This is a genomic window from Pseudaquabacterium inlustre, from assembly GCF_038066595.1.
GTDB lineage: Bacteria > Pseudomonadota > Gammaproteobacteria > Burkholderiales > Burkholderiaceae_C > Pseudaquabacterium > Pseudaquabacterium inlustre.
On sequence record NZ_JBBUTH010000007.1, the window covers coordinates 271,942 to 297,290 of the forward strand.

General features: G+C 75.5%; 5 protein-coding genes. 1 reads left to right on the plus strand and 4 read right to left on the minus strand.

Features of this window, described 5'->3' with window-relative positions; all coding sequences use genetic code 11:
* Positions 1 to 9 precede the first annotated feature (9 nt).
* The 4 genes from AACH10_RS12850 to AACH10_RS12865 are packed head-to-tail and all read right to left on the minus strand — an operon-like array spanning position 10 to position 24,380.
* Positions 10 to 4,656: a type I polyketide synthase gene (locus AACH10_RS12850; RefSeq protein WP_341410823.1), complete on the minus strand. Its 4,647-nt coding sequence runs from the start codon at positions 4,654 to 4,656 to the stop codon at positions 10 to 12.
* 10 nt (positions 4,657 to 4,666) lie between these two features.
* Positions 4,667 to 7,960: a non-ribosomal peptide synthetase gene (locus tag AACH10_RS12855; protein ID WP_341410824.1), complete on the minus strand. Its 3,294-nt coding sequence runs from the start codon at positions 7,958 to 7,960 to the stop codon at positions 4,667 to 4,669.
* The gene (locus AACH10_RS12860) at positions 7,957 to 17,358 is read right to left on the minus strand and encodes a hybrid non-ribosomal peptide synthetase/type I polyketide synthase (RefSeq protein WP_341410825.1); all 9,402 of its coding nucleotides are present in this window, start codon (positions 17,356 to 17,358) and stop codon (positions 7,957 to 7,959) included. Before AACH10_RS12860 ends, AACH10_RS12855 begins: the two co-directional genes overlap by 4 nt.
* Complete coding sequence (locus tag AACH10_RS12865; protein WP_341410826.1) at positions 17,355 to 24,380, minus strand: amino acid adenylation domain-containing protein; 7,026 nt, start codon at positions 24,378 to 24,380, stop codon at positions 17,355 to 17,357. Before AACH10_RS12865 ends, AACH10_RS12860 begins: the two co-directional genes overlap by 4 nt.
* Positions 24,381 to 24,633: 253 nt before the next feature.
* On the opposite strand from AACH10_RS12865, the gene AACH10_RS12870 reads away from it, so the two are divergent.
* A complete protein-coding gene (locus tag AACH10_RS12870) occupies positions 24,634 to 25,344 on the plus strand; it encodes an aspartyl/asparaginyl beta-hydroxylase domain-containing protein (protein WP_341410827.1) in 711 nt (236 codons plus the stop codon).
* The last annotated feature ends 5 nt before the right edge of the window (positions 25,345 to 25,349 follow it).

Consider the following 25,349-nt stretch of genomic DNA (forward strand, 5'->3'; position numbering starts at 1 on the left):
GGCTGGGGCTCAGTGCGGCGCCGCGCCGTCGTCGGCCAGCAGCTTGGCGATCTCGTCGTCGCTGAGCTGCTCGACCATCGCCAGCGCCTCGGCGATGCGCGCCTCGTCGCTGCCCGGCTCGGCACGCAGGCCGTCGATGCGCGCCGCCAGCCGGGCGATGGTGGGCGACTCGAACAGCGCGTTGACCGGCAGGCGCACGTTCAGGTCCTTGGTCAGGCGCGCGACGATCTGGATGGCCAGCAGCGAGTGACCGTCGGCCTCGAAGAAATCGTCGTCGACGCCCATGGCCTCGATGCCGAACAGGTCCTGCCAGGCCGCGGCCACGGCACGCTCGGTGTCGGTGCGCGGTGCGACGAAGGGGGTGGACAGGCTGCGGCGCGCGCGGCCCTCGGGGGCTGCATCATCGGCCGCGGCGGCGTCGCCATCGGGGGGGGCCTCGGCATCGGCCCTGGGCGCCAGCGGCCTGGCGGCAGCGGGCGGCGGACGCAGGCGGGCGGCCAGGTCGCGGGTCGACACCAGCAGCTGCGGCTGTCCGGCGGCCAGCGCACGGCGCAGCACCTCGAAACCCTCGGCATCGGTGAGGCCGGCGGCCAGGCCCTGCGCGCGCTGCGCGGCCATCGCCGCCGGCAACTCGGCGGCCAGCGCCATGCCCGACTCGGCCCAGGTGTCCCACTGCACCGACACCACGCGCCGGCCCTGCGCCGCGGCCTCATGGGCATGGGCGTCCTGGAAGGCGTTGGCCGCGGTGTAGTCCACCTGCCCTGCGCTGCCCAGCGTGGCGGTGAGCGACGAACAGTGCAGCAGCCAGGCCAGCGGCGGCGCGCCGGGGGTGGCCGCCAGGGCGGCCTCCAGCGCCCGCGTGCCGCTCACCTTGGGCGCCAGCACCGCGGCGGCGGCCTCGGGCGTCTTGAGCTCGACGATGCCGCCGCCCGCCACGCCGGCGGCATGGATGGCCGCATCGATGCGGCCCAGGCGCTGGCGCACCATGGCCACCGCCTGCGCCAGTGCGGCGGCATCGGCCAAGTCGACCGCCAGCGGCAGCACGGTGGCGCCCGCCTGCTCCAGCGCCTGCACGGCGCGGATGCGGCGCGCCGTGGCGTCGCCGGCAGGCTGGGCGGCGAGCCAGCCGTCCCAGGTCTCGCGCGGCGGCAGCGCGTGGCGGCCCAGCAGCGCCAGCCGCGCCTGCGGCACGCTGCGCGCGATGCCCGCGGCCAGCGCCAGGCCGATGCCGCCGAAGCCGCCGGTGACCAGCACCACCGCGCCGGCGCCCAGCCCGGGCACGCCAGGAGCCGGTGCCGCCAGCGGCAGCGGCGCATGGCCGCGCAGCCAGCGCTGCGCGCCGCGCCAGGCCACGGGCTCGGCCGGCGCGCCGCGCGGTGCGGCCGGCGCGCCGGCCTCGGCCAGCAGGGCCGCGGCCGCGGCAGCGGGCTCGCGCGGCAGGTCGATCCAGCGCGCATCGAGCCGCTCGTACTCGGCCCGGCCCACCAGCGCGGGGCCGGCCACCAGCGCCGCCGTGGCGTCGACGTGCTCCCCGGCCAGCACCGCCTGGGCGCCGGCGGTGACGAACAGCAGGCGCACCGCGCCGCGCCGGCCGGCGGCCCGCACGGTGGCCAGCGGGCTCCAGAAGCAGCGGGTCTCGCCGCCGTCGGCGGCCCAGGCATGCACCACCACCGCGGGCGCGGCGCCCTGCGCCTCCAGCGCCGCGAACAGCGCCTCATGGTCCTCGGCCACCGCGGGGCGCAGCGTGAAGCGCCCCGGCGCCGGCTGCTCGAAGGCCGTGCCCGCGGTGGCCACGGTCACGCGCCGCCCCGTGGCGGCCAGGGCCGCCACCAGCGCGTCGCCCAGGCCAGCGGCATCGGCCAGCACCAGCCAGGGGCCGGCCGGCGCGTCGGCCGGCGCCAGCGGCGCCTGGCGCCAGGCCGGCACGTGCAGCCAGTCGGCCGGGTCGGCCAGCTTGCGCAACGGCGCTTCCGCCCGCGGCGGGCCGTCGGTGGCCGAAGGCTCGACCCAGAAGCGGCGGCGCTCGAACGGGTAGCTGGGCAGCGGCACGCGGCGCCGGCGCTCCTGGGCGGCGAAGGCGTCCCAGTCGACGTTGACACCCGACTGCCAGGCGCGGCCCAGTGCGCCGAGCAGGAACTCGCCGTCGTCGGTGCCGTCGCGCGGCGAGCGCATCGAGGCCAGCGCCCGCTCGGCCCCCGAGGCCTCGACATGCTGGCGCACCAGGCCGGTGAGCGTGGCGCCCGGCCCGATCTCGATGAACAGCCGGGCCTCGTCCTCCAGCAGCAGGCGCACGCCGGCCGAGAAGCGCACCGCCTCGCGCAGGTGGCGCACCCAGTGCCGTGGGTCGGTGGCCTGCTCGGGCCGGATCCAGCCGCCGTCGACATTGGTCACATACGGCCGCTGCGGCGGCGACAGGCGCACACGCGCCACCGCGCGGTGGAACTCGTCCAGGATCGGGTCGAGCATCGGCGAGTGGAAGGCGTGCGAGGTGTGCAGCCGTGTCGGCGCCAGCCCGCTGGCACGCAGTTCGTCCTCGAGCGCGGCCACGGCAGCGGTCTCGCCGGCCACCACGCACAGCTTGGGCGCATTGACCGCGGCGATGGCCAGGGGCGGCCGCAGCAGCGGCGCCAGCGGCTTCTCGGCCATCGGCACCGCCAGCATGGCCCCCGCCGGCAGCGACGCCACCAGGCGGCCCCGCAGCGCCACCAGCGCCAGCGCGTCGTCGAGCGACATCACGCCGGCCAGGCAGGCGGCGACGTACTCGCCGATGCTGTGGCCGATCATCGCGTCGGGCTGCACGCCCCAGTGCATCCAGGTGCTGGCCAGCGCGTACTCCAGCGCGAACAGCGCCGGCTGCGCACAGCGGGTGTCGCGCAACGCAGCGGCCGCGGCTTCGTCGTCGGCGGCTGCGAACAGCAGCGGGGCGAGGTCGAGGCCGGCGTGCTCACGCAGCAGGGCCAGGCAGTGGTCCAGCGTCTGGCGGAACACCGGCTCGTCGCGGTACAGGCCCGCACCCATGCCGGGATGCTGCGTGCCCTGGCCGCTGAAGCAGAACACCACCGGCCGGTCGCCGGCCACGCGCTTGACGCCGCCGCCCTGGGCCAGGCGGTCCCGGGCAGCGGCGGCGTCGCGCACCACCACGGCACGGCGCCAGTCGAACGCGCGCCGGCCGGCCTGCAGCGTGTGGCACACGTCGGCCAGCGGCTGCTCCGGATGGGCGGCCAGATGGGCGGCCAGGCGCTGCTGGGCGGCGTCCAGTGCCTTCTCGCTGCGGGCCGAGAGCAGCAGCAGCTGCGCCGGCCGCGACGGCCCCGACGCGGCCTGCGGCGGCGCCTCCTCGACGATCACATGCGCATTGGTGCCGCCGATGCCGAAGGCGCTGACACCGGCACGCCACGGCCGCGGCGCCTCGGCGGGCCAGGGTGTCAGGCGGTCGATGACGCGGAACGGGCTGTTGGCGAAATCGATGTGCGGATTGGGCCGCTGGTAGTGCAGCGAGGGCGGGATCTCGCCGTGGTCCAGCGCCAGCGCCGCCTTCAGCAGGCCGGTGACGCCGGCCGCCGCATCGGTGTGGCCGAAGTTGGTCTTGACCGAGCCGATGCCGCAGAAGCCCCGGCGCGCGGTGCCGGCACGGAAGGCCTGGGTCAGCGCAGCGATCTCGATCGGATCACCCAGTTCGGTGCCGGTGCCGTGGGCCTCGATGTAGGAGATGTCGTCGGGCCCGACGCCGGCGAAGGCCTGCGCCATGCGGATCACCTCCGCCTGGCCGTCGACGCTGGGCGCGGTGTAGCCGATCTTGTTGGCGCCGTCGTTGTTCAGCGCGAAGCCGCGCAGCACGGCGTGGATGGTGTCGCCGTCGGCCAGCGCCTCCGACAGGCGCTTGAGCACGACGATGCCCACGCCCTCGCCCGACAGCGTGCCCTGGGCCTCGGCGTCGAAGGCGCGGCAGTGGCCGTCGGGCGACATGATCGCGCCCTGGCGGTAGACATAGCCGCCGACACGCGGGTTGTTGACCGACACGCCCCCGGCCAGCGCCAGGTCGCACTGGAAGTCCAGCAGCGACTGCGCGGCCTGGCACACCGCCGAAAGCGACGACGAGCAGGCCGTCTGCACCACCACCGCGGGGCCTTTGAGGTCGAGCTTGTAGGCCACGCGGGTGGCCAGAAAGTCCTTGTCGGAGCTGATCAGCAGCTCCAGCCCGTCCAGCGCACGGAAGGCCTCGGTGTTCCAGTTTCGAAGCAGGTAGGTGTTGATGCTGCTCGCCGCGTACACGCCCACGGCCTGGCCGTCACGGGGCACGATGCGGCCTGCGTTCTCCAGCGCCTCCCAGGCGCATTCGAGGAACAGGCGGTGCTGCGGGTCCATCACCGCCGCCTCGCGCGGCGTGTAGCCGAAGAACGAGGCGTCGAACAGCTCCACGTCGTCGAGCCGGCCCTTGGCCGGCACGTAGTCGGGGCGGTCGATCAGCTGCGGGTCGAGGCCGGCGGCGAGCAGTTCGTCGCGGGTGAAGAAACGCACCGATTCGACGCCCCCGCGCAGGTTGTCCCACAGCTGGTCGAGGTGGGCGGCGCCGGGATAGCGGCCGGCCCAGCCGACGATGGCAACGGCCTCGGGCAGTTCGGCGGGGGCGGCGGCATCGCTGGGCAGGGCACTCATCGTCGTGGTCTCAGGAGCGCGCCGGACGGCGCATCGCCTCGCGACGCTTGCGCGCACGCTCGGCCAGGGGATCGGGGGCCGCGGTGGGCGCCGGGGCCGGCACCGGGGCATTCACGGGCGCATTCAGCGCCGCACTCGCCGATGGGTTCTGCGGCAAGGGCACCGGGGCGCAAGCGGCCGGCGCCAGCGCCGCCAGGTGCGCGGCCAGCGCGCGCACGGTGGGGTGGCGGAACAGGTCGACCACCTTCAGCGCCGGCTCGTCGGCCTGCAGCCGGCCGTGCACCTTCATCACCAGCAGCGAGTTGCCACCCAGGTCGAAGAAGTTGTCGTCCAGGCCCACCACGTCGCGGCCCAGGGCCTCGGCCCAGCAGGCCGCCAGGCGCTGCTCGCGCGCATTGCGCGGGGTTGCGCCGGCCTCGCGCGGTGCGGCCTCGGGCAGCGGCAGCGCCGCGCGGTCGACCTTGCCGTTGGGCGTGAGCGGCAGCGCCGCCAGCACCACCAGGTGCTGCGGCAGCATCGGTGCCGGCAGCAGCGCGCGCAGGTGCTCGCGCAGCGCGGCGGCGTCGGGCCGCTGCCCATCACGGCCGGCCACCCAGGCCACCAGGCGGCGCGCCTCGGATTCGCCGACGACACCCACCACCGCATCACCCACCTGGGCATGGCGCTGCAGCGCGGCCTCGATCTCGCCGGGCTCGATGCGATGGCCCAGCAGCTTGATCTGGCGGTCAATGCGGCCGCCGAACTCGATCACGCCGGCGTCGGTCCAGCGCACGCGGTCGCCGCTGCGGTACAGCCGGGCACCCGGCACATCGGGATCGTCGACAAAGGCCTGCGCGCTCAGCGCGGGCTGGTTCAGGTAGCCCCTGGCCAGGCCGTCGCCACCGATCAGCAGTTCGCCCCACACGCCCACCGGCACCGGCTGCCGCCGTGCATCGGCCACCAGCACGCGGGTGTTGGCGATCGGCCGGCCGATCGGCACCGAGTCGCCCAGCGCGCTGCCAGGCGCCAGCGCATGGGTGCAGGTGAAGGTGGTGTTCTCGGTGGGGCCGTAGCCGTTGATCACGCGCGCATCCGGCGCCATGACCGCCAGCATGCGCTGCACATGCGGCACCGACAGCGCCTCGCCGCCGGCCAGCAGCTGGCGTACGCCGGCCAGGCAGTCCCGTTGCTCGGCCACCATCTGGTTGAACAGCGCCGCGGTGAGCCACAGCGCACGGATGCCCCCGTCGCGGATCAGCCCCCCCAGCTCGGCCAGCGACTGCGGCCCCGGCGGCGCCACCACCAGGCGCGCGCCGTGCAGCAGCGCGCCCCAGATCTCGAGCGTGGACGCGTCGAAGGACACCGGCGCGAACATCAGCCAGGTCTCGTCCGGCCCGAAGCGGGCGAACTGCGTGCCGCACACCAGGCGCAGCACGCTGCGCTGCTCGATGCACACGCCCTTGGGCACGCCGGTGGAGCCCGAGGTGTACATCACGTAGGCCAGGCTGCCGCCCTGCGCCGGGCACGGCCCCGGCAGCGACGCGTCGGCCCAGGCCGCGGCGTCGTCCAGCCAGCGCAGCGGCGCGCCACCGGCCGGCAGCCGGCCAGCCAGCGCGCGCTGCGCCAGCACCAGGACCGGGCGGGCATCGGCCAGCATGGCCGCCAACCGGGCCGGCGGCGAACCGGGGTCCAGCGGCACGTAGGCGCCGCCGGCCTTCAGGATGCCCAGGATGGCCACCACCAGCTCGAAGCAGCGCTCGGACAGCAGGGCCACCGGCGTCTCGTGGCCGACCCCGGCGGCCTGCAACGCCGCGGCCATGCGGTCGCTGGACGCGTCGAGTTCGGCATAGGTCATGCACCGGTCCAGGTGCTGCAGCGCCACGGCATCGGGCCGCTGCCGCGCCTGGGCGCGGAACAGCGTGGCGATGGACGCGTCACGCGGGTAGGCCGTGGCGGTGGCCTGGCCGGCGTGCAGCAGGGCCGCCCGTTCATCGGCCGTGAGCCACGGCAGCTGGGCCAGCAGCGTGGCTTCGCTGGCACCGACGAAGCCCTCCAGCAGCGTGCGCAGCTGGCCCAGCATGCGCGCCATCGGTGCGGCGTCGAAACGCGCCACGTCGTACATCAGCGTCAACGTCAGCGTCGGCTCGAAGGTGGCGAACAGCGTCAGCGGCTGGTCGCTGGTCTCGTGCACCTGGCGGTCGGCCACCTGCAGCAGGCCACCGGCCGGCGGCGGGGTGTCGAGCCAGTTCTCGAAGGCCAGCACCGCCTCGAACAGCGGCTGGCCGGCGGGCACGTCGCTCCAGGCCTGCAGGTCGACCAGCGAGACGTGGCCGTGCTCGCGCATTGCGGCCAGCGCCAGTTGCAGCCGGCGCAACCAGGGCAGCAGCGGCTCGTCGGGCGCGCAGCGCACACGCGCCGGCAGCGTGGCGACGAACAGGCCGACGATGCCGTGCGCACCGTCCAGGTCGGCTGGCCGGCCCGAGGCCACGGTGCCGAACAGCACATCGTCCTCGCCGGCGCTGCGCGACAGCAGCAGCGCAAAGGCGCCGTGCAGCACGGTGTTCAGCGTGACCCGCTGTGCACGGGCGAAGGCCGCGAGCGCCGCATGCGCCTGGCTCGACAGGCACAACCGGGTCTGCGCCACCTGCTGCACCGGCTGCGGGCCACCGGTGGTGGCGCGGTCATAGGGCAGCCGCGTGGGCACGGCCAGGCCGGCCAGGGCCTCGCGCCAATGGGCCTGGGCCGCGTCGCGGTCCTGCCGGCGCAGCCAGCGCAGGTAGTCGGCGTAGGCCGGCCCTGGCGGCAGCGCCACGGGTCGGCCGGCGGCCAGCGCCTCGCAGGCGGTCCAGAAGTCGGCCATCACCAGCGCTGCCGACCAGCCTTCGAGCACGATGTGATGGAAGGTCCAGACGCAGCGCCAGCGCGCACCGCCCAGCGCCAGCACCGCCAGCCGGATCAGCGGCGCGCGCCGCAGGTCGAAGCCGCTTGCCTTCTCGGCCGCGGCGATCTCGCGCTGGCGCGCCGCCTGCGCCTCGGGCGGCAGACCGGCCAGGTCGTGCCAGGTCACGCCGGCATCGACTGCGCGGTGCACCACCTGCACCGGCCGTTCCATGCGCTCCCACAGGAAGCTGGTGCGCAGCGCCGCATGCCGCGCCAGCACCTCCTGCCAGGCGGTCTGCACGGTGGCGGTGTCCAGCGGACCGGCGACGCCCACATCGACGACGATGGTGTAGGCCTGCGACTCCGGCGCCAGCAGGCCGTTGAACAGCATGCCCTGCTGCAGCGGGGTCAGCTCGTACAGGTCTTCGACGCCGTCGAGGCTCATCCGGACACCTTGCTCTGGGCCAGTTGCCGCGCGATCTCGGCCAGATCCCCGGCGGCGAAACCTTCGCCGCTGTAGCGCGGGCCGGCGGGCGGCGTCACCAGCGCACGCAGCGCCTGCGCGAATGCGTCGGCGAGCGCACGCACCGTGGCCTCGTGGTGGCGGTGGCGGCTGTAGCCCCAGGACACGCGCAGCTGGCCCTGGGTGATCAGCGCGTTCACCTCGATCAGGTGCGGGCGCGCGCCGTGGGGGTCATGGAAGGCGCCACAGGGCTCCAGCGCCGGCACGAACATCGCATCACCGGCGAAGGCCTGGTCGAACTGGCCCAGGTACAGGAAGGACAGTTCGGGCGCCGGCAGCGCCGCCAGCTCGGTGCGCAGAGCGGCATCGGGTGACAGGTGGCGCAGCACGCCGAAGCCGGCACCGTCGCGCGGCACCGCGCCACGCTGCGCGCGCACCGCCGCCAAACGCGTGGCCGCGCCACCGGCCGGCGGCAGCACCAGGCGCAGCGGATGCACGGTGGTGAACCAGCCCACGGTGCGCGAGGTGTCGAGCACACCCTCCAGCGCATCGCGGCCATGGCCCTCCACATCCACCAGCAGGGCGTCGCCACCGGCCCAGCCGCACACGGCCTGGGCCAGGGCCAGCAGCAGTGCGTCGTCGGTGCGCACCGGCGCACCGCCCGCGGTGCGCGGCAGCTCGGCCACCAGCGCGCGCGTGGTGGCCGCGTCCAGCGTCTGCACCCACTGCGCCGCCGAGGCCACGTCGTTCGCGCCCGCGCGGTCATCGCAGGGCAGCGGCGCGGCGGCGCGCAGGCTGCGCCAGTGCGGCAGTTCGGCCGCTGCGGCCGGGCTGGCCGCCCAGCGGTGCAGGTGCTCGGCCCAGTGCCGCAGCGACACGCCGGGCGGCGCCAGCCGCTGCGCCTGGCACTGCACCAGCAGCTGCAGGTCTTCCAGCAGCACGCGCCAGGCGATCATGTCCACGATCAGGTGGTGGGCCACGAACAGCAGGCGCGGTGTGCGGGCCGGCCCCAGATCGAACCAGGCCAGGCACCACAGCGGGCCCTGCGCCAGGTCGAGGCCCGCCTGCAGGGCCTGCCCCGCGGCGTCGATGCGCGCGTCCTGGGCCGCCGCGTCCAGCGCCGACAGGTCGTGGCGCGCCAGCGGCGGCGTGACCACGCTGGCAGCGATCTCGGCCTGCCAGGCGCCGGCCGTGCACGCGAAGCGCAGGCGCAGGGCCTCGTGGCGCGCGGCCAGGGCCGCCAGCGCCTCCAGCAGGCGGGCCGGTGTCACGGGCTGGCGCATTTCCAGCAGCAGCGGCAGGTTGAAGTGCTGCGGCCGGGCCAGGCCGCGGCCGAGGAACCAGGCCTGGATCGCCGTCAGCGGCAACGGGCCGGCGGCGGCCGGCGCCTGCGCGTGCGGCAGCATGGCGGGGGCCCCCGCCGACACGCCCCCGCCGGGCACATCGCCCAGTTGCGCCGCCAGGCGGGCGATCGTCGGGTGCTCGAACACCAGCCTGGGCGACATCGCCAGCCCGGCCTGGCGCGCCCGGCCGGCAATCTGCAGGTTGAGCACCGAGTCGCCGCCCAGCTCGAAGAAATCGTCGTCGACGCCGATGCCGTCGATGCCCAGCACCTGCTGCCAGAGGCCGGCCAGCGTGCGCTCCAGCGCACTGCGCGGCGCCACATGGGCCGTGGCCAGCGCCGGACGCGGATGGCCGCGCGAGGGGCCGTCGCGGGCCTCCTTTTCGGCACCCTCGGCACCCTCGGCATCCACGGCGCCCACCGCGGCCATCGCGCTGTCCTGCCCCGCGGCCCCGGCGGCCATCGACCCGGCCGACCCGCCAGCCAGCGCCCAGCGCCGCACGCGGGCGTCCAGCGGCTCGGTGGACACCAGCAACCAGGCCTCGTCGCAACCCAGTGCGCGGTCGAGCGCCTCGCAGGCGGCGGCCACGGGCATCGCGCGGGCGTCGCGGGCCGCCTCGCCAGCGCCCCAGTGGTCCCAGCCGATGCTGCGCCAGCCCAGTGCGCCGCCGCCCGACAGGGCCACTGCGTCCAGGTACTGGTGCGCCGCCACATAGCTGGCGAAACCGGCCACGCCGGTGACGGCGGCCAGCGACGAATGCAGCAGCGCCAGCCGCGGTGGCTGGGCGGCCAGCAGCGCGTCGAGCACGCGCAGGCCATCGATCTTGGGTCGCCACTGAGCGGCGCAGTGCGCGGCGTCCAGATCGGCCAGCGCGCGGCCGTGCTTGTCGGCCCCCGCGGCATGCACCACCACGTCGATGGCGCCGAAGCGGGCGCGGGCGATGGCCAGCGCGGCCTCCATCTGCGCGGCGTCGGCCACGTCGGCGCGGCACACCAGCACCGCCGCGCCCTGGGCCTCGAGCGCCTGCACGGCGCGGATCTGCGCGGCAGCGGCGCCGCCTGCGGCCACTGCCTCGGCCCAGGCATCGCGTGGCGGCAGGCCGCTGCGCCCCACCAGCACCAGGCGCACCCGGGCCCGGCGCGCGCAGTGCGCCGCCAGCGCCAGGCCCACGCCGCCCAGTCCACCGGTGATCAGCACGGTGTCGCCGTCGGCCAGGCCACCGGGGGCGCCGGACATCGGCGCAGGCGCCGGCGTGGGCAGGGCCTCGAAGCCCTGCACCCAGCGCGCGCCGCGGCGCCAGGCCACGGCCGGGTCGGCCCAAGGCGCCAGCAGATCGGCCGCCAGACGCGCGGCAGGAGTCGCCGCATCGCAGTCGATGGCGCGTGCGACCAGGCCGGGGTGCTCCATCGCCGCCACCTTCAGCGGCGCCAGCGCCATGCAGCGCTCTGGCACCAGGGCCTCGCCGGGCTGCACGGCCAGCGTGCGCTCGGCGATGTAGGCCAGGCGCGCCGGACGGCCGCTGGCACCCAGCACCCGCAGCGCGGCGGCCACGGCATGGAAGCCCGCGTCGCGTTCATCGGCCCCGGCCGCACCGGTGGTGCCCAGCCACACGACGGACGGCAGGCGGTCATCGCTGCCGTCAATGACGTCGCTGTGGGTGGCCACCCAGGCCGCCAGTGCCGCCACATCGGACGGCATGGCCTGCTGCACCGGTGCGCCCTGCGCCTGCAATGCCGTGGCCAGCGCCCCGGCACGGACGTCGCCGGCAGCTGCCACCAGCAGCCAGCGCGTGGCCAGCGCCTGCGCCGGCGCCACACCGGTGCGGCGCCAGGAGGGCAGGTACAGCCAGTCGGCCGGCTGCGCCAGGCGGCCTGCGGGCAGCGGTGCGCAAGAGGCGACGGAGGCGGGTGCCGCAGCCTGTCCCGGCGCGGCACCGACGGCGCCAACAGCGCCAGGCCGGGCATCGATCCAGTAGCGGCGGCGCTCCAGCGGCGTGGCGGGCAAGTCCACCTTCAGGCGGCGCGCGCCCCGGTGCAGGGCCGCCCAGTCGGGGCGCACGCCTTGCAGCCACAGGCGGCCGGCGGCCTCGAGCAGCACGGCCAGGTCGTCACGGGCATCGCCGGGATGGCGCAGCGAGGCCACGGGGGCCATCGCGGCCGGCCGCTCGGCATGGCCACGCGCCAGCGCCGCCAGCGTGCCGCCGGGGCCCACCTCCAGCAGCAGGTGGGCGGGGTCGGCAAACAGCGTCTGCAGCGCCTGCGAGAACCGCACCGGCGCACGCAGCTGCTGCGCCCAGTAGGCCGGATCGGTGGCGCGCTCGCCGAGCAGCTGGCCGTCGAGGTTGGACAGGCAGGGCAGCGCCGGCGGGCGCAGCGACAGCGTGGCCACATGCTGCGCGAACGGCGCCAGCGCCGGTGTCATGGCCGCCGAGTGGAAGGCATGGGACGTGTGCAACCGGCGCGGCGCCAGCCCCTGCGCCTCCAGCGTGGCCTCGAGCGCCGCGATCGCGGCTTGCGGGCCGGCCACGGTGCACAGCGCCGGACCGTTCTCGGCCGCCAGTTCCACGTCGGCCGGCAGCAGCGGCAGCAGTTCGGCCTCGGCCAGGGGCACCGAGAGCATCGCGCCCGGCGCCATCGCGCCCATCAACCGGCCCCGTTCGGCCACCGCCGACAGCGCATCGTCGAGCGACAGCACCCCGGCCACGCAGGCCGCCACCCATTCGCCGATGCTGTGGCCCAGCACGGCGGCCGGCCGCACGCCCACGGACTGCCACCACTGCGCGGTGGCCCAGCCGATGGTGAACAGCGCCGGCTGTGCGATCTCGGTGCGCTGCAGCGCCTCGGCCGCCGCAGGCGCCGCCGCATCGGCCGGGAACAGCAGCGTGCGCAGATCCAGGCCCAGGCGCGGCATCAGCGCCTCGGCGCAGCGGTCGACGGCGTCGCGGAACACCGGCTCGTCGCGGTACAGCCCGGCCCCCATGCCGGGGTACTGGCTGCCCTGGCCGCTGAACAGGAACACCACCCGCCGACCGCCCGCGGCCGCCTGACCGGCCGGTGCGCGCTCTGCCGGCGCCGCCGCCAGCCGGGCCGCCGCCTCGGCGCCGCTGCGGGCCACGACGATGCGCCGGTGCGCGAACTCGCGCCGCCCGGTCTGCAGCGTCCAGGCCACGTCGGCCAGCGCCTCGGGCGTGGCCGGCAGCGCGGCCAGACGCTGCGCCAGGGCCTGCGCCAGCCGCTCCAGCGCGGCCGGGCTGCGCGCCGACAGCGGCAGCAGCTGCACGTCGCGCGCGGCGCCACCCGGCGGGCGCTCGGGCGCCTGCTCGAGCACCACATGCGCATTGGTGCCGCCCAGGCCGAAGCTGCTGACGCCGATGCGCCGCGGCGTGCCCGCGGGCGGCTGCCAGTCGCGCAGCGTGGCGTTCACCGCGAACGGCGAGTGCGCGAAATCGATGCGCGGATTGGGCGCGTGGAAATGCAGCGTCGGCGCCAGGCGGCCATGCTCGACCTGCAGCGCGGCCTTGATCAGCCCGGCCACGCCGGCCGCGGCGTCGAGATGGCCGACATGGGTTTTCAGCGCACCGATCCAGCAGGGCTCGCCCGCCCGCGGCCGCGGGCCGAAGACGCGCGTCAGCGCCTCGATCTCGATCGGATCGCCCAGCGCGGTGCCGGTGCCGTGGGCCTCGATGGCCTGCACCTCGTCGGGGGTCAGCCCTGCGGCGGCCTGGGCCAGCGCGATCGCGCGGGCCTGGCCCTCGACGCTGGGCGCCGTGTAGCCGACCTTGGCCGCGCCGTCGTTGTTGATCGCGCTGCCGCGGATCACGGCGTGGATGCGGTCGCCGTCGGCCAGCGCATCGTCCAGGCGCTTGAGCATCACCAGCGCCACGCCGTTGCCGCCCACGGTGCCACCGGCGTCGGCGTCGAAGGCGCGGCAATGCCCGTCGCGCGAGCCGATGCCCTCGGGCATCCACACATGGCCCGACAGCGTGGGCACGGTCACCGACACGCCGCCGGCCATGGCCGCGTCGCACTCGTGGTCGGCCAGCGCGCGGCAGGCCGCGTGCACCGCCACCAGCGAGGTGCTGCAGGCGGTCTGCAGGTTCAGCGCGGGGCCGCGCAGGTTCAGCTTGTACGACAGGCGCGTGGCCAGGAAGTCCTGCCCGCCGGCCAGCACGCGGCTCAGGCCACCGGGCAGCTCGGCGCCGCAGGCCAGCAGGTGGGCGTGGTAGCTGTTCTGGCTGGCGCCGGCGAACACGCCGATCGCCGCCGGGCTGCGCTCGGGGTCGATACCGGCGGCGTCGAGCAGCTCGTGCGCGCATTCGAGCAGCAGGCGCTGCTGCGGATCGATGGCCTCGGCCTCGCGCGCCGAGTAGCCGAAGAAGCCGGCGTCGAACTGGTCGACATCGGCCAGCCAGCCGCGGGCCGGCACATGGTCGGGATCGGCGATCAGCGACTCGGGCACACCGCTGGCGCGCATCTCGTCGGCACTGAAGAAGCGGATCGCCTCGCGCCCGGCGCACAGGTGGTCCCAGAAGGTCTGCACGTCGGCCGCGCCCGGAAAGCGGCCGGCCATCGCCACGATGGCGATCGGCGGCGCCACGCCGCTGCGGCGGCGGGCCTGGCGTGCGCGGGCCTCGGCGGCCAGTGGGTCAGCCGCAGGCGCCGCCTGCGCCTGGCCCTGCAGGTGCGCCGCCAGCGACGCCACCGTGGGGTAGGAGAACAGGTCGACCACCTTGCAGTCGATGCCCAGCGCGGCCACCAGCCGGGCATGGGTGCGCACCAGCAGCAGCGAATGCCCGCCCAGTTCGAAGAAGTTGGCGCGCGGGTCCACCGCGTCCAACCCCAGCATCTGCGCATAGACACCGGCGATGCGGGCCTCCAGCGCACTGGGCGGCACCGCCGCGCCGGCACCGTCGGGTGCACCAGCCCCGGCAGCCATGGCCGCCGAGCCGGTGCCGTCGGCGCCGCCGGTCGGGCGGGCAGTCGGCGGCGGCAGCGCGCCGCGGTCGATCTTGCCGTTGGCGTTCAGCGGCATGCGCGGCAGCACCACCACGGCCGCCGGCACGGCGTGGGCGGGCAGACGCTCGCGCAGGGCGGCACGCAGCGCCTCGCCCGTCACCGTGGCACCGGCCGCCGGCACCACATACGCGACGAGGCGGCGGTCGCCCGGTTCGTCCTCGCGCACCATGGCCAGCACGTCGCTCAGCGCGGCAGCGGCGCGCAGCGCGGTCTCGACCTCGCCGAGCTCGATGCGGAAGCCCCGCAGCTTGACCTGGTGGTCGCGGCGGCCGACGAACTCGATCGCACCGCCCGCGCGCTGGCGCACCTGGTCGCCGGTGCGGTACAGGCGCGCGCCGGGCTCGCGGCTGAACGGATCGGGCACGAAGGCCTGCGCGGTGGCGTCGGGGCGGTTCAGGTAGCCGCGCGCCACACCGGGCCCGCCCAGGTACAGCTCGCCGGCCACGCCCATCGGCAGGGGCTGGCCCAGCGGGTCGAGCACCACGGCGCGGGTGTTGGCGATCGGCCGGCCGATCGGCACCGTGAAGGCGCCTTCGGCCACGTCGAGGATCTCGTGCGCGGTGGCGAAGGTGGTGACTTCGGTCGGGCCGTAGACATGCAACAGCCGACCGGGCGGGCCGGCGTCCAGCACGCGGCGGATGGCCGCGGGATCGCAGGCCTCGCCACCGAACAGCACGGCGCCCACCGGCCGGAACGCGGCCGGCGCCAGCCGCGACATCTGGTTGAACAGCGCCGTGGTCAGGAACAGCGCCGAGAGCCGGGCACCGGCCAGGAAGGCGCTGAAGTCGTCGGGCGCCAGCACGGTTTCGCGCGGCACCACGACCACCGTGCCGCCGTTGAGCAGCGGCGCCCAGATCTCGAAGGTGGCGGCGTCGAAGGACACCACCGAGACCTGCGCCACGCGCTGGCCAGGGCCGATCTGCACATAGTCGGTGCCGCACACCAGGCGCACGATCGAGCGCTGCTCGACCATCACGCCCTTGGGCCGGCCGGTGGAGCCGGAGGTGTAGATCACGTAGGCCAGGCGGGACGCGTCGTCGCCGGCCGCGGGCAGGCCCGGTGGCTCGGCCAACGGCGCACCGGCCAGCGGCACATCGGCGTCGCCCTCCAGCCGCAGCAGGCGCCCGGCCCAGGCCGGCGGCAGGCGGCCGGCCAGCGCGGCGTCGGTGACGACCACCGGGGCCGCGGTGTCCTCGAGCATGAAGGCCAGGCGGTCGGCCGGGTAGTCGGGGTCGAGCGGCACATAGGCCGCGCCGGCCTTGACGATGGCCAGCAGCGCCGTGACCAGCGCCACCGAGCGCGGCAGCGCCACGCCGACCATGGTGCCGGCCCCCACGCCGCGCGCGGCCAGGCGCTGCGCCAGGCGGTTGGCCGCCGCGTCCAGCGCGGCATAGCTCAGGCGCTGCGCGCCATGCTCGACCGCCACGGCGTCGGGCGCGCGGGCCACCTGGGCGGCAAACAGCGCCACCAGGCCGCTGTGCTGCGGCCAGTCGGTACCGGTGCGGTTCCAGTCGTCCAGCACCTGGCGGCGCATGGCCTCGTCCAGCAGCGGCAGCTCGGCCAGCGGCCGGTCGGGCTCGGCCACGATGCCGGCCACCAGCTGCCGGAACGACAGCAGCAGGTGGCGCAGCGGCCCGCGGCCCAGCCGCTCGGTGACCGACAGCTCCAGGCTCAGGCAGCCGGCCTCGTCGCGGGCGTAGGCCTCGACATCGAAGCGCGCCACGGCCGACTCGAGAGCCCCGCTGCCGCCGTCGGCATGGAAGCGCAGCAGCCGCGCCTGCAGGCCGTCGAAGGCCAGCGCGTCGGCCTGGCCGCTCTCGAAGGCGAAGGCCACCTGGAACAGCGGGTTCAGCGCACCGCGCCGGCGCACGCCGGTGGCGCGCACCACGGCGTCGAACGGCACCTGCGCATGCTGCATCGCGGCCAGCGTGGTGTCGCGCGCGCGGGCCAGCGCCTCACGGAACGAGGGCCGGCCGGCAAAGTCGGTGCGCAGCACCACCATGTTGACGAAGAAGCCCACCACGCCCGCCATCTCGGGCCGCGTGCGTGTGGTCACCGGCGAACCGATGACCACGTCGTCCTGCCCGCACCAGCGATGCATCAGCGCACCGAAGGCCGCCTGCATCAGCGCAAAGGGCGTCACGCCCTCGCGCCGCCCCAGCGCCCGCAGCGCCTCGCTGAGCTCGGGCGACAGCTGCACCGAGTCGCGCAGCGTGCGGTCGGGCTGGCCCGCCGCGCGCGCGCGCTCGAGCGGCAGGCGCAGTTCCTCGGCGCCCTGCAGGCGCTCGCGCCAGTAGGCGATCTGGCGCTCGAAGGCCGGGCCCTTGAACCAGCGCCGCTGCATCAGCGCAAAGTCGGCATAGTGCAGGCGCTGCGGCGGCAGCGGCGCGGGCTCGCCACGGCGCAGCACGCCATACAGGGTACCCAGTTCGCCCAGCACGATGCCCATCGAGCGTTCGTCGAAGACGATGTGGTGCATCGTCAGCAGCAGCGCATGCAGCTCGGGGCCCAGCACCAGCAGGCGTGCGCGCAACAGCGGCCCGCACGCCAGATCGAAAGGCTTCTCGACCTCGCGGCGCATGGCCTCGCGCACCGCCGCCTCGCGCACCGCGGCGTCCACCGTCAGCGTCTCGGTCTCGAAAGGCACGGCCAGTTCGTCGGCCACCACCTGGCGGGGCTCGCCGTCGTCACCGGTGCGCACCGTGGTGCGCAGCGCCTCGTGGCGGCGCACCACTGCGTCGAAGGCCGCGGCCAGCGCGGCCGCATCCAGCGGGCCCTCCAGCCACAGCGGCGGCACGGCCAGGTTGTAGGCCACGCTGCCCGGCTCGATGCGGTCGACCAGCCAGACGTCCTCCTGCGCGAAGGACAGCGGCAGTTCGGCCACCGCCGCGGCGCGCGGCGGGATCGGCAGGTCGGACGGCGCGATCTTGCCCTCGGCGACCAGGCGGCGCAGCAGCTCGACCTTCTGCGCGGCAGCATCCTTGTGCGCGGCGGCGTCCTTCGGCGCGGTGGGTTCGGTCATCCGGTGGTCTCGGGCGCGTCGGCATCGGCCGTGCGCGACAGGTGCGCGGCCAGCGCCGCGATCGTCGGGTGACGGAACAGGTCGACGATGGCGATCTCGCGGCCCAGGCGGGCCGCCAGCAGCCCGTGCATCTGGGCCAGCTTCAGCGAATGGCCGCCGGCATCGAAGAAGTTGGTGCGGCGGTCGAACTGCGCGCGCTCGAGCACCTGCCGCCAGATGCCGGCGATGACGCGTTCCAGCTCGCCCTGCGGCAGGTCACCGGCCGGCGCCGGCGCGGCCAGCGCGGCGGGATCGGGCAGCCGCGCGCGGTCGACCTTGCCGTTGGGCGACAAGGGCAGCGCCGGCAGCAGCAGCAGGTCGGTGGGCAGCATGTAGGACGGCAGCGTCTCGGCCAGGCGGCGGCGCAGCGCATCGGCCGCCGGCGGCGCGGCCGGGTCGGCGGGCGTCACATAGGCGGCCAGCGTGCGGTCGCCGTCGGCCGCGGCGCGCACCGTGACCACGGCCTCGCGCACGCCGTCGATCGCACACAGCGCGGCCTCGACCTCGCCCAGCTCGATGCGGAAGCCGCGCAGCTTGATCTGCTGGTCGTTGCGGCCCAGGTAGTCGATCAGGCCGTCGGCACGCCGGCGCACCACATCGCCGGTGCGGTACAGCCGCGCGCCCGGCGCAGGCGAGAACGGGTCGGGCACGAAGCGCTCGGCGGTGAGCGATGGCCGGCCGCGGTAGCCACGCGCCACGCCATCGCCGCCCAGCAGCAGCTCGCCACACACGCCGATGGGCAGGCGCTCGCCGTGGCGGCCGACGACATGGGCGCTGGTGTTGGCGATCGGCCGGCCGATGGGCACCGTGCTGGCACCGGGCTCGATGCCGCGCACCTCGTGCGTGACCGCGAAGGTGGTCACCTCGGTGGGGCCGTAGCCGTTGACCAGGTGGGCCGGCGGCGCGCCGGAATCGAGCACCGCGCGCAGCGCGTCCACCGAAGCCGCCGCACCGCCGTAGACCAAGTAGCGCATGCCGCCGAAGGCGCGCGGCTGGTCGCGGGCCACGCGGTCGAACAGCGCGGCGGTGAGGAACATCACGCTGATGCGCTGCTCGGACAGGAAGCGGGCCAGCGCGGCCGGCGCCAGCGTGGTCTCGCGCTCGGCGATCACCAGGCAGCCGCCGTGCAGCAGCGCGCCCCAGAACTCGAAGGTGGCGGCATCGAAGGACACCACCGAGACCTGGGCCACGCGGTCATCGGGCCCGAAGCGCACGTAGTCGGTGTTGCAGACAAGGCGCGCGATCGAGCGGTGCAGCACCTCCACGCCCTTGGGCACGCCGGTGGAGCCCGAGGTGTAGATCACATAGGCCAGGTCGGTGGCCTGGGCCACCTCGGCCGGCGGCGCGGTGTCGGCACCCGCGTCGTCCAGGGCCTGTTCGTCGACGCGCAGCACACGCCCGGCAAAGGCCGGCAGGCGCGGCGCGGTGCCGGCATCGGCCAGCACCAGCGGTGCAGCGGTGTCGCGCAGCATGAAGGCCAGGCGCTCGGCGGGATAGTCGGTGTCCAGCGGCAGGTAGGCGCCGCCGGCCTTCAGGATGGCCAGCATGGCCACCACCAGGGCCGGCGTGCGCGGCAGCGCCAGGCCCACCGGCACCCCGGCCGTGACGCCGGCGGCGCGCAGCGTGTGCGCCAGCCGGTTGGCGCGGGCCTCCAGGGCACGGTAGCTCAGCACCTCGTCGCCCTGCGCGACGGCGGGTGCATCGGGCGTGCGCGCCGCCTGCTCGGCGAACAGCGCATGCACGGTGCGGTCGCGCGGGTAGGGTCGGGCGGTGTCGTTCCAGGCGTCGAGCAGCGCCCGCTCGGCGGCGCAGGGCAGCGGCAGTGCGGCCAGCCGCGCCTCGGGATCGGCCACCACGCCTTCGACCAGGGCCTCGAAGTTGGCCGCCAGGCGCTGCACCGTCTCGGGCAGGAACAGCTCGGCGTCGAACATCCAGAAGCCGACGAAGCCGTCGTCGGTGTCGTCGAAGGTGAGGTGCAGGTCGTACTGGCAGGCGCCCAGGTCGGGCCGCATCACCGCAAAGCGGACGCCGGGCGTCTGGCTGCGGGTGATGGCCGGATCGCGCATGTCGAAGGCCACCTGGAACAGCGGCGCGCGGCCCGGATCGCGCGGCGGCTGCAGGCGGTCGACCAGGGTCTCGAACGGGATCTCCTGGTTGGCGTGGGCGTCGAGCAGCACGCGGTGCACGCGCTGCAGCACCTCGGTGAAGCGCGGATCGCCGCCCAGGTCGGTGCGCAGCGTGAGCATGTTGACCGCAAAGCCCACCAGGCCGGCATGGCGCTCGTCGTGGCGGTTGGCGACCACGCTGCCGACGACGATGTCGTCCTGCTGGGTCGTCCAGGCCATCAGCGCCTTGAACGCGGACAGCAGGGCCACGAAGGGCGTCACGCCCCGCTCGCGTGCCAGGGTCTTGAGCCGGCGCGACAGCGCGGCCGGCACCGGCACCACACAGCGACCGCCCCGGCGCGAGGGCTGGCTGCGACGCGGACGATCGGCGGGCAGCACCATGCCGTCGAGGTTGCCCTCGAGCCGGCGCTGCCAGAACACCGCCTGGGCCTCCAGCGCGCCGGAGGCCAGGCGCTGGCGCTGCCACTGGGCGAATTCGGGGTATTGCGCCACCGCGGCCGGCAGCGCCTGGCCGCGCAGCAGCGCCTGGATCTCGCCGAACAGCACCTGCAACGACCAGCCATCGGCGATGGCATGGTGCATCGACAGCTGCAGCCGCGCACGGCCGTCGGGCAGGCGCCACAGGCAGGCGCGCACCAGCGGCCCGGTGGCCAGCTGGAACGCTGCGCGCACCTCGTCCTGCTCGGCCTGGGCCAGCGCCGCCGCATCGGCCACAGTCGCCTCGCGCACCGGCACCGCCAGCGCGGGCTCGATGCACTGCACCGGCTCGCCTTCCAGCAGCGGCAGCCGGGTGCGCAGGCTGTCGTGCCGGGCCACCAGCGTGTCGACGATGGCCTGGATCTGCGCCAGTGGCGGTGGCGCGTCGAAGCTGACCGAGCAGGTGACGTGGTAGGCCGGGTTGTGCGGCAGCAGCCGGTCGATGAACCACAGGCGCTGCTGGCCCGAACCGATGGGCAGCACGCGCGCGGCCGGGCGCTGCGCCGCCGCGGCCGGGTCCGGTGCCTCGGCCTGCGCCTGCGCCTGCGCCGGCGCCGGCGTGGGGATGGCGGCGGCTGGCGCCGCTGCACGGGCGCTGTCGATGCGCTCGGCCTGCTGCGCCACGGTGGTGGCGATGAACACATCGCGCAGGCTCCAGCGCACACCGAAGCGCTGGGCGATCGCGTGCAGCAACTGCGTGGCCAGCAGCGACTGGCCGCCCAGGTCGAAGAAGCTCGCGTCGACGGCGATGGCGTCGACGCCCAGCACGCGGCGCCAGATCGCGGCCACCTCGATCTCGGTGGGCCGCGTCGGCGCGTTGAAGCCCTGGCCCTGGCCGACCAGAGCTGCCAGCGCCGCGACATCGGGCGCCCCCTCGGCCGTGCGCGGCAGCGCGTCCAGCACCTGCACCTGCAGCGCCAGCGGGGTGCCGAATCGGTCGGCCACCGGCGCGGGCGCGGGCAGCCATGCAGCGTCGGTCTCGGCCACCACGCGCAGCCGGCGCGGGGTGGGCGCATCGTCGCGGCGCGCAGCGATTGGCGCGGCCTGCGGGTCCAGCCCCACCAGGCAGGCCGCGGGCTCGGCCGCCAGCAGCGCCTGCAGGCTCAGCAGGCCCTGCTCGGGGGCGATCTCGAGACCGCCCATCGCGCGCAGCGGCTCGGCGGCGCCGTAACGCTGGTTCAGGCCGGTGTCGCGCCAGGCACTCCAGCCGATCACCCGCACATCGGGCGCGGCCAGCGCGTCGATGGCACGGCTGGCCGCCGCGTAGGCGCCGAACTGCGCGCCGCCTCCCAGGCCCACGATGGACGAGTACAGCACCAGCGGGGCGCCGTGGGCGCGGGCCAGCGCCCGCAGGTTCAGCGCACCGTCGATCCGGGCGGCCAGGCGCGCGTGCAGCGTCGCCTCGGTCTCGTCGGCCACGGCGCACTCGGACACCTCGGCCGCGAGATGGAACACCGCATCGGGTGCACCACCGGCCAGCCAGGACGCCAGTGCCGACGCCAGCGCGCCGGCGTCGGCCACGTCGGCCACCGCCGCGTCGCACCCGGCCGGCGCCCGGCCGCTGCGCCCGACCACCAGCACCTGGGCCTGCCAGCGCGTGACCAGCATCTCGCACAGCAGCCGCCCGGCGCCGCCGGCACCGCCGGCCACCACATAGCGCCCCTGCCGGCGCAGCAGCGGCCGCGCAGCCGCCTGCGGCACGGGCACCCACGGCGCCAGCACCGGCACACGGCGGCCGCCGCACCAGGCCACCTCCTCGGCCGGCAGCCCGGCGGCGATTTCGGCAGCCACGGCCGCCGCGGCCTCGGTGGCGGGCAGGCGCGACACGTCCAGGCAGCGCAGCGTCAGCGCCGGCTGCTCGCGCGCGGCCGACTGCAGCAGGCCCACCAGGGCCGCCTGATCGGCCTGCGCGGCATCGGGCGCATCGCCGTCGGCCACGTGCTCGCCGCAGGCGCCCACCCAGCTCAGGCCCACCTCGCCGCCATGGCGGTGCAGCGCCGCCATCAGCCGCGCCAGGCGCGCGCCCTGGGCCGCGGCCCGCCGCGCTGGCGAGGCATCCGCCACACCGGGTGGCGCCAGCACGACGAGTTCGAGCCGGCGCCGCGCATCGGGCGCCAGCGCCATGAAGGCCGCGGCGAGGTCGTCGCCGGGCTGCCGGGACACCACGGCACCGTGCGCGGCCAGCGCGGCAGCCAGGGCGTCGGCCAGCGGACCGGCAGCGCCGATCAGCGCCACCGGCGCCGCGATCGGCGCCGTGGCCTCGTCCCCCGGCCGCAGCCGCCAGCTGCGGCGCATGAACCATGGCGGCAGCGTGTGTTCCGACGCGCTGAGGCGGTCCACGCGGCGCAGCGCGGCCTCGAAGCGGCCCTCGGCCAGGGCCTGCTGCAACGCGCGGCGCTGGATCTTGCCCAGCGAGGTCTTGGGGACGTCGGCGCGCGACAGCGGCACGCGCACGGCCGGCACCAGGCCGAAATCGGCCAGCGTGCGCTCGCGCACCGCGCGCAGCGCGGCGGCCAGCGTGGCGTCGTCGTCGGCCGCCGGCACGAAGAACACGGCCAGTCCCTCGCCGCCATCGGCCCGCGGATCGCCGACCGCACAGGCCGCCGTAAACGAGCGCTCGACCAGGCCGGTGTCCTCCACCGCGGCCTCGATTGCGGCGCCGGGGTAGTTGGCGCCGTTGACGATGATCACGTCCTTCTCGCGGCCGGTGATCGTGAGCACGCCGGCGTCGATGCGCGCCAGGTCACCGGTGCGGAACCAGCCATCGGGCGTGAACACCTCGTCGCGCGGCGGCTGGTTGCCGTGGTAGCCGGGGAACACGGTCTCCCCAGCCACCTGCAGCGAGCCCACCTGGCCCTCGCGCAGCAGCCGGCCCTGCTCATCGACGATGCGCAACCGCACGCCGGGCAGCGGCGGGCCCACCGGCACGCAGGGGTCGGCGTCGCTCACGCTGTCGGGCGTCAGGGCCGGCCAGTAGGCCACGCCCGACGAGATCTCCGACATGCCCCAGGCCGGCACCATCGCCGACGGCCGCAGGCCGTGCGGGGCCAGCAGCGTCAGGAAGCGGCGCGCCGTGGCGGCCACCACGGCCTCGCCACCGTTGGTCATCATGCGCAGCGCCGACAGGTCCCAGTGCCGGCCGGCCATGCGCGCGGCCTGGCCGTTGACCAGCCCGTAGGCGAAGTTGGGGGCGAAGGTGGCGGTGGCGCCGAAGCGACTCATCAGGTCGAGCCAGACCAGTGGATCAGCGCCCACCGTCTCGGTGGCGGCATGCACCTGCAGGCAGGCCGCGCCCACGTCGCGCAGGTGCATCAGCACCAGACCGCCGACATGGTCGAGCGGCATCCAGTTGACCGACACCGTGTGCGGCCCCAGGCCGTTGACGCGCACCGAACCCAGCCCGCGCGCGATGAGGTTGCGATGGCGCAGCGGCACGCCCTTGGGCCGGCCGGTGCTGCCGGAGGTGAGCATCATCAGCGCGATGTCGTCGCGCGCCGGGCGGGCCACCGCGGCGGGCGCCGCCGCTGCCAGGTCCGCCACCTCCAGCACGCGCGGCGCGGCCACGCCGGCGCGCCCGAGCGCCTGCGCCACGGCGGCGGCCTCGCCGCTGCCGGCCAGCACCGTCGCGCCGCCGAGCAGTGCATGGGCGTCGGCCAGGCGGCGCACGTTGGCGCCCAGGTCGGTGTACGACACCGCCACCGGCGTGGGCACCGGCACCACACCGGCCACCAGGCAGCCCCAGAAGGCATCGAAGAACTCGCGGTTGTGCCGCACATGCAGCAGCACGGCATCGCCTACACGCAGCCCGGCCGCCAGCAGGCCACCGGCCACGCGCCGCGCATCGGCCAGAAGCTCGGCATAGCTGCGCGTGGACTCGATGCCATCGGCGTCGATGCACACCAGCCCCGGGCCGCTGCGGATTTCGGCCGCCGCGGCCAGCAGGGCCGGCAGCGTCCACGGTGTATCGGGCGGCGCATCGAGCGGCCCGCCATCGGCCAGCGCCAGCGGCCCGGCGCCCTCCTGCGCCACCGCCGCGGCGGCCGCGGCAGCACCCGTGCCGGGCAGGCTCAGCGGCGGGCGCTGCCAGCCGGGCAGCAGATCGGCCAGATGCAGTGGCGAGGGCGGCTCGCACACCGGCCCGAGCGCCACCGCCGCACGCACGCCGGGCTGCCGCGCCAGCGCGGCCTCGGCCGCACGGCCGGCCGTGTCGTCGGGCAGCGGCAGCGCGCGCAGCGCCTGGGCATCCACCTGACCGCCCGCGTCACGCGGCAGGTGATCGACACGGTCCACCACGATCTCGTCGAAGCGGCTGCCCCAGGCCTGGCGCAGCCGCTGCAGCAGCGCGTCGGGCTGCCACGGCCCGCGCACCACGACATGCACGACGCCGACACGATGCCCGGACGCGTCCGAACGTTCACTGACGCAGACGTCCAGTAACGCAGGCTCTTCGCGAAACATCTGAAGTCGGTCCATGCGGGCGGGCGGCCTTTTGTGAAGCAATACTATGGCATCGCCTCCTGCCCGGCAGGCACCGGACCGGGTCGGCCCCGACCCCAAGGTAGGGGGTCCACGCAGGCGTCTGAAAAGGGGCGTTGGGCGATACTGGACGCGTACCTTCGGAGCGCATTTCTCCATGGACATCGACGTCAGCCCCCGCCGCATCAAGGCCTTGCCGAATGCCGTCCGCCAGCCTTTGCTGAAGCTGGGGCTGAAGCTCATTCCACCGTTCAACCGCGCGGTGCGCCGCACCCGGCTGGGGGCGGTGGAGTTCTATCCCTGCGACGAACTGCCCTGGGTGGCCGAGCTTGAGGCGCACTGGACCGAGATCCGCGACGAGCTCGATGCCGTGCTGGCCCGGCTGGCCGACGTGCCCGACACGCACAAGGCCTATGCCGGCCAGGAGTTCCTGTCCACCGACGACAAGTGGAAGGCCTTCGTCTTCTGCCGCGGCGCCGGTGAATGGGAGGAAGACAACTGCCGCCGCTGCCCGACCACGCGGCGCCTGCTCGAACGGGTGCCCGGCCTCGAGCACGCGATGTTCTCGATCCTGGCGCCGGGCAAGCGGCTGCCGGCGCACCACGGGCCCTATGCCGGACTGGTCGACTGCCACCTCGGCCTGCGCGTGCCTGACGACCGCGATCATTGCAAGCTGCGCGTGGGCGACACCACCGTGTCGTGGGACCTGGGCCGCATGATCGTGTTCGACGACACCTTCGAGCACGAGGTCTGGAACGACACGCCGCACCACCGCGCGGTGCTGCTGATGTATGTGCGCCGGCCGCTGCCCCTGCCACTGCATGTCGCCAACCTGGCCCTGATGCGCTTCATCGAGCGGGTGCTCTGAGCGGC

Coding starts and splice junctions, on each gene's coding strand:
- AACH10_RS12850 (WP_341410823.1), bottom strand. CDS start 4,656: ATGAGTGCCCTGCCCAGCGATGCCGCCGCCCCCGCCGAACTGCCCGAG.
- AACH10_RS12855 (WP_341410824.1), bottom strand. CDS start 7,960: ATGAGCCTCGACGGCGTCGAAGACCTGTACGAGCTGACCCCGCTGCAG.
- AACH10_RS12860 (WP_341410825.1), bottom strand. CDS start 17,358: ATGACCGAACCCACCGCGCCGAAGGACGCCGCCGCGCACAAGGATGCT.
- AACH10_RS12870 (WP_341410827.1), top strand. CDS start 24,634: ATGGACATCGACGTCAGCCCCCGCCGCATCAAGGCCTTGCCGAATGCC.